This is a genomic window from Mesorhizobium sp. M7D.F.Ca.US.004.03.1.1 (assembly GCF_003998635.1).
GTDB classification, from domain to species: Bacteria; Pseudomonadota; Alphaproteobacteria; order Rhizobiales; family Rhizobiaceae; genus Mesorhizobium; species Mesorhizobium loti.
The window spans coordinates 1-5,552 of the sequence record NZ_RZQG01000377.1 but is presented as its reverse complement, the minus strand read 5'-3'; the positions used below and the strand labels follow the sequence as shown (position 1 = coordinate 5,552).

At 64.0% G+C, this 5,552-nt stretch carries 6 protein-coding genes; all 6 read right to left on the bottom strand.

The window, feature by feature from the left end:
* Window positions 1-311, bottom strand: a 311-nt coding sequence (gene tatB / locus EN935_RS20315) for a Sec-independent protein translocase protein TatB (RefSeq protein ID WP_127373557.1), incomplete at its 3' end; no start/stop codon positions are given.
* Between the two features lie 29 nt (window positions 312-340).
* On the bottom strand, window positions 341-562 hold the full coding sequence (locus EN935_RS20310; RefSeq protein ID WP_013531295.1) for a twin-arginine translocase TatA/TatE family subunit: 222 nt from the start codon (window positions 560-562) through the stop codon (window positions 341-343).
* 169 nt (window positions 563-731) lie between these two features.
* On the bottom strand, window positions 732-1,499 hold the full coding sequence (gene scpB / locus EN935_RS20305; protein ID WP_127265652.1) for an SMC-Scp complex subunit ScpB: 768 nt from the start codon (window positions 1,497-1,499) through the stop codon (window positions 732-734).
* Window positions 1,496-2,296: a ScpA family protein gene (locus tag EN935_RS20300; protein WP_127265654.1), complete on the bottom strand. Its 801-nt coding sequence runs from the start codon at window positions 2,294-2,296 to the stop codon at window positions 1,496-1,498. The genes scpB and EN935_RS20300 overlap by 4 nt, the downstream gene beginning before the upstream one ends.
* A 62-nt stretch (window positions 2,297-2,358) precedes the next feature.
* The gene (gene nagZ, locus EN935_RS20295) at window positions 2,359-3,378 is read right to left on the bottom strand and encodes a beta-N-acetylhexosaminidase (RefSeq protein ID WP_127265653.1); all 1,020 of its coding nucleotides are present in this window, start codon (window positions 3,376-3,378) and stop codon (window positions 2,359-2,361) included.
* A 131-nt stretch (window positions 3,379-3,509) separates the two neighbouring features.
* Window positions 3,510-5,552: SPOR domain-containing protein (locus tag EN935_RS20290; RefSeq protein ID WP_206534546.1), on the bottom strand; the 2,043-nt coding region annotated here is incomplete at its 5' end.

Below are 5,552 nucleotides of genomic sequence, written 5' to 3'. Positions count from 1 at the left end.
GGCTTCGGCTTCATCGCCGCGTCGACGCCGGAGCGAACGTCGGCCGCAGCCTGTTCGAACGGATTGAGCTGCTTCCTGATCTCGGCCATCGGGCTGAGACCCCTGAGCTCGTCGACCGACTTCTTGACGTCATCGAGCTCGGCTTCCTTAAGCGCCTCGTTGAACTGTTTCTGGAAATCGGACGCCATAGCGCGCAGCTTCGCCGTCGTGCGGCCGAAGGTGCGCAGCATATTGGGCAAATCCTTGGGCCCGACGACCACGATCATGACGATCGCGATGACCAGCATTTCGGTCCAGCCGACTTCAAACATGGCACTCTGTTCCGACTAGAACCTTTGGCTCAGCTCTTGCTGGCTTTTTCCTTCGCGGCCGCAACGGTCTCGTCGGCGCGGTGTTCGACAGTGCGCTTGTCTTCGGCAACGTCGTCGTCGGCCATGCCCTTCTTGAAGCTCTTGATGCCCTTGGCCATGTCGCCCATCAGCTCGGGAATCTTGCCGCGGCCGAACACCAAAAGCACGATCACCAGCACGATCATCCAGTGCCAAATCGAAAATGAACCCATAGCAAATCTCTCTCGAATGTTTTCCCTGGCGATGATCTATGCGTTTTCGCGTTGGGATTCAAACACAACTGCGACAGAGTTTATGAAAGGGTGGCGGATGTCACGCATTTTCAACGTGATGGCCCGCTACGAATCCGCGCATCCTCGACAGATCGGCGGCCAATGCCAGTCAATCTTCCGTGACGCGCGGCGTCAACAGGCCGAGTTCCTCGAGATCGATGTCGGTCAGCGCATCCTCATCGTCGGTCAACGCATCGGGATCGGACGGCGGAACCGGAATGGCGAAATTCGACGGCATACGGCCCGAAAGCAGCCCCGCCCCCTTCAGTTCCTCCATGCCGGGAAGATCGCGGATCTCCTCCAGGGCGAAATGGTCGAGGAAGGTGTCCGTGGTGCCGTAGGTGACAGGGCGTCCCGGCGTTTTGCGCCGGCCGCGCATGCGCACCCATTCCGTTTCCAGCAACGTGTCGAGCGTACCCTTCGAGGTTTCGACGCCCCGGATATCCTCGATTTCGGCGCGCGTCACCGGCTGGTGATAGGCGATGATCGCCAGCACTTCGAGGGCCGCGCGGGAGAGCTTCCTTTGTTGGACGGTATCCCGGCTCATCAGGAAAGCGAGATCACCGGCCGTGCGGAACGCCCAGGCGTCGCCGATACGCACCAGATTGACGCCGCGCCGGGCATAGATCTGCTGCAGCTCGGCCATGGCCAAGGCAATATTGATGCCATCTGGAAGGCGGGCCGCAAGCTGCTTTTCGCTGACAGGCTCAGCGCTGGCGAACACGATCGCCTCGGCCATGCGCACGGCTTCCCCCAGATGCAGCCGCTCCGCCGGATTGTGTACCTTTTGCTCAGTCGGGTCCTGGGAAAGCGACTCCTCTTCGGCTTCATCGCCGACCTTGAATGGGATAACCGAAGCGTTGGCGCGTTCGCTCATGATGCCACCTCGACTGCCTTGATTGCCTGCGTGCGGCCGCGCAGATAGATCGGCGCGAACACTTCATCCTGCCGCATGTCCATCGTGCCCTCACGCACCAGTTCCAACGTAGCCGCAAACGAGCTGGCGATCGCCGTGCGCCGCTCCTCGGGGCTGGTCATGTACACGATCAGAAAACTTTCCAGCGTCGCCCAGTCATGCAGAGCCCCGACCAGACGGGTCAGGATATCGCGCGCATCCTTGAGCGACCAGACACCGCGCCTGGCGATCGTGACATTGTTGATCGCCTGCTTCTGCCGCTGCTGGGCGTAGGCGGTCAGGAGATCGTAGAGCGAGGCCGAATAGGCGTTGCGCTTTTCGACGATGACCATTTCCGGCATGCCGCGCGCGAACACGTCACGGCCGAGCCGGTTGCGGTTGACCAGGCGCGCCGAGGCGTCGCGCATGGCTTCCAGCCGCTTGAGCCGGAACTGCAGCACCGCCGCCAGTTCCTCGCCGCTTTCGCCCTCGTCGCCCGGCTGCTTGGGGATCAAAAGCTTCGACTTGAGGAAGGCCAGCCACGCCGCCATCACCAGATAGTCGGCGGCAAGCTCGAGCCTGAGCGCCCTCGCCGTCTCGACAAAGGTCAGATATTGCTCGACCAGCGCCAGGATCGAAATGCGCGCCAGATCGACCTTCTGGGTGCGGGCAAGATGCAGCAGAAGATCGAGCGGGCCTTCGAACCCGACTACGTCGACGACCAGCGACGGGTCGCCGGTGACCCGTGAATCGTCATTCTCGGCCCACAGACGGTCCATCGGTGCGGCCTTTGCGGCCTTGCTTTCCAATGTCTCCGCCACCGCCTGTCACTTTCCCTTTGCTATGCCACCGCATCGAAGTAGGTGGCGAATTCGGCACGAATTTCGGTTTCTTCGACCGTGTCACGGTTCTTTATATAGGCCAGCGCCCGCTTTGCGCGCTCCAGCGACGTGCCCTCAAGCCCCGTGGTGCGCGATGCGATGCCGGCCATCTCCTCGAAAACGCCGTTGCAGTGAAGGACCAGATCGCAGCCCGCCGCAAGGATCGAGGCCGCCTTTGTCGGGAAATCCCCAGAAAGTGCCTTCATCGAGGTGTCGTCGCTCATCAGCAGCCCGTCAAAGCCGATTTCGCGCCGGATGATCTCGTCGATGACCTTGCCGGAGGTGGTCGCCGGATTGTTGGGGTCAATCGCGCTATAGACGACATGCGCCGTCATTGCGATCGGCAGATGGTTGAGCTCCCTGAACGGGGCGAAATCATGCCGCTGCAGATCGCTGAGCGAGGCATTGACCACAGGCAACTCGAAATGCGTGTCGGCAAAGGCGCGTCCATGACCCGGAATATGCTTCATGACAGGCAGCACGCCGCCTGCCATCAGCCCTTCCGCGGCGGCGCGGCCAAGTTCAATCACCGGTCGTGGGTCCTTGCCATAGGCACGCGCGCCGATGACATCGCTGGCGCCTTCGATCGGCACGTCGAGCACCGGCAGGCAATCGGCGGTGATGCCGTAGCGCAGCAGGTCGAAGGCGTGCAGCCGCGCCATCAGCCAGGCCGCGCGGGCGCCGGCATCATGGTCGTCGCGCCACAGCGCGCCAAGCGCACCACCGGCCGGATAATTCGGCGCCAGCGGCGGCCGCAGGCGTTGTACACGGCCGCCTTCCTGGTCGATGAACACCAGCGCGTCCGGACGCCCGATACAGTCGCGCATCGAGGCAACCAGATCGCGGATCTGTTCGGTCTCGCCGATGTTGCGCGCAAACAGGATGAAGGCCCATGGGCATTCATTGCGATAGAAATTGATTTCTTCGCGGGTGAGCGATTTCCCGGCACAGCCGAGGATCATGGATTTTGATTCGGTCATGTCACGAGTCTAAAGCTTCGCGCGATCAAAGGGAATCATCCGGATCACAAGCGGTCGAACGCCAGATCTGCTTTCCCCATGAAAAAAGCCGGCGCGGTGACCGCGCCGGCTTTTATCGGTTGGCTCCGGCTCTAGCGCGAGACGAAACAGTTGCCGCCGGCGGCCTTGTAGCTGGTGCACAAATTGATCGCGTCGTTGCGCGACTGGGCAGGGACGCGCACGCGGTAGAACGTGCCCTTGCCGGCGATCTCGGCCTTGACGATGTTGGCGGTACGCCCGGCGAGCACGCTGCCGTAGCGGCGCTGCAGATCCTGGTAGCTGGACTGGGCGCTTTCGACCGTCGGCTGTGAAGCGATCTGCATCGACCACGAACCACCGCCGGTCGCGGTCGATGCCGGATCGATGGATGCAACCTGATCGGGCTTGACCTCGCCGACGACGTCGACCGGCTGGTCGGACGGGCGTTGCGGCGCGAGCGGAACCTTGGCCGGCGTGTTGGCCGACTGCGCCTTGGCCTCAGCCTTGGGCTTGGCCGCCGGCTTGAGGGCCGGCTCGTCGTCCGCCTGGGCGGCTGCGGGCGCCACGGTGCCGGTCTGGTCCGCATCGGCCTGCGCCGACGGGGCAACATGCTGCGGCGCCGGGTCGACCGGCTCCGTTGCGGCCACTTGCGGGGCGACGGGCGCCGGATCTTCACGCGGCACCAGCGAACCGTCCGACTTGACCACCATGGTCCTCACCTTGCGCGGCGCAACAGCCACGACATCGGCATTAGTGCCCTTGTCGGCTTCCTGCAGCACCTGCGCGATGCGATCCTCGGACTTGGGCGCGGCCGCCATGTTGTCGGCCGAAGCGTCGCCGGCCGTTGGCGCGGCATTGCCGGCCGCTGGCGCGGCGTTGCCGACATCGGTGCCAACGGCACCTGCGTTCTGGTCCGGTGAAAGATCGATGGCGCGGGCCGGATCCTTCGCCTGGACGTCCACCGGCTCTTCGGTGTTGGTGACCAGTTTTTCCTGGATCGGCTCGGCGGGCTTGGCGCCTCTGACCGCGTCGTAGACCTTGTTGTCCTGGTTCGGCACCACGGCGCCGCCCGGATTTTCCGGCTTGACCTTGATCGGCGCGTTGTCGGCCTTGACGATCACGGGCGCATCGCTGCCGCCCTTGCCGCCGAACGACAGCGCAAAGGCACCGAGGCCGCCTGCGACCGCCACCGCGCCGACAATCGCGGCGATGAACAGGCCACGTCCGCGCGAAGGCCTCGCGGCCTCGCGCTCGCCGAGCCCCGGAACAGCCATCGCCTCGTCGAGTTCGGGATCGTAGTCCAGTTCATCGACGGTGAAATCATCCGCCTGTGAAACCGGCTGGCTGCCGGGCAGACTGTCGAGATCGAATCCATCGGAGGCATCGGCATAACCCGTGGGCGCCGCCGCGCGGGCAGACATGTCCATCGGCCGCGCCGCATATGTCCGCGCTTCCGGCTCATAACCCGGCTTGATCCCGTCATAGCCCGGCTTGACGCTGTCGTAGCCAGTGCTGACGCTGTCATAGCCCGGCTTGAAGCCCGTGGCGTAGGAGTCATCATCGTAAGATGCGCCGGCAACGCTGCCTGCGGGAGCGGCAGCGACCTCCACCGCGTTCATCTCGGAGAGAAGGCTGGAGAACTCGGCGTCGAGATCGTCATAGCCAGACGTCGCCGGCTGATCTTCCTCGAAGTGCAGTTCCGGAATATCGAGATCGTCCGCCAGCGCAACGACACGCTCGGGCACATCGACGGTCTCGACATCGGGCATGTCTTCGTAACGCGCGGGCTGGCGGGATTGCGGCGCCGATACAGGGGCTGCGGGCGTGACGGTCTCGACCGGCTCGGCCGAACGGTAGGCAGTCGCCGCGGCGACTGCCGGCGCTGCGGCCATGGATGCCATCGAAGCGGCCGGCTGAGCGCTAAACGCAGGCTGAGCGCTGAATGACGGCTGCTGCGGAACCGGCGTCACGCGGCTCCACGAACGGGCCGGCTCTGGCGGCGTGGAACGTTCCGCCAGCCAATCGAGAGAATCCGCCGAATTGTCCCGGGCCACCTCACGCGGGTCAAGGCTTTTGGCCAAAGCCGCGTCGAACGCATCGTTGTCGAAATCGACATCACCTTGCCCGGCAGCCTCCGAGCCCGAATCCAGGCCCTC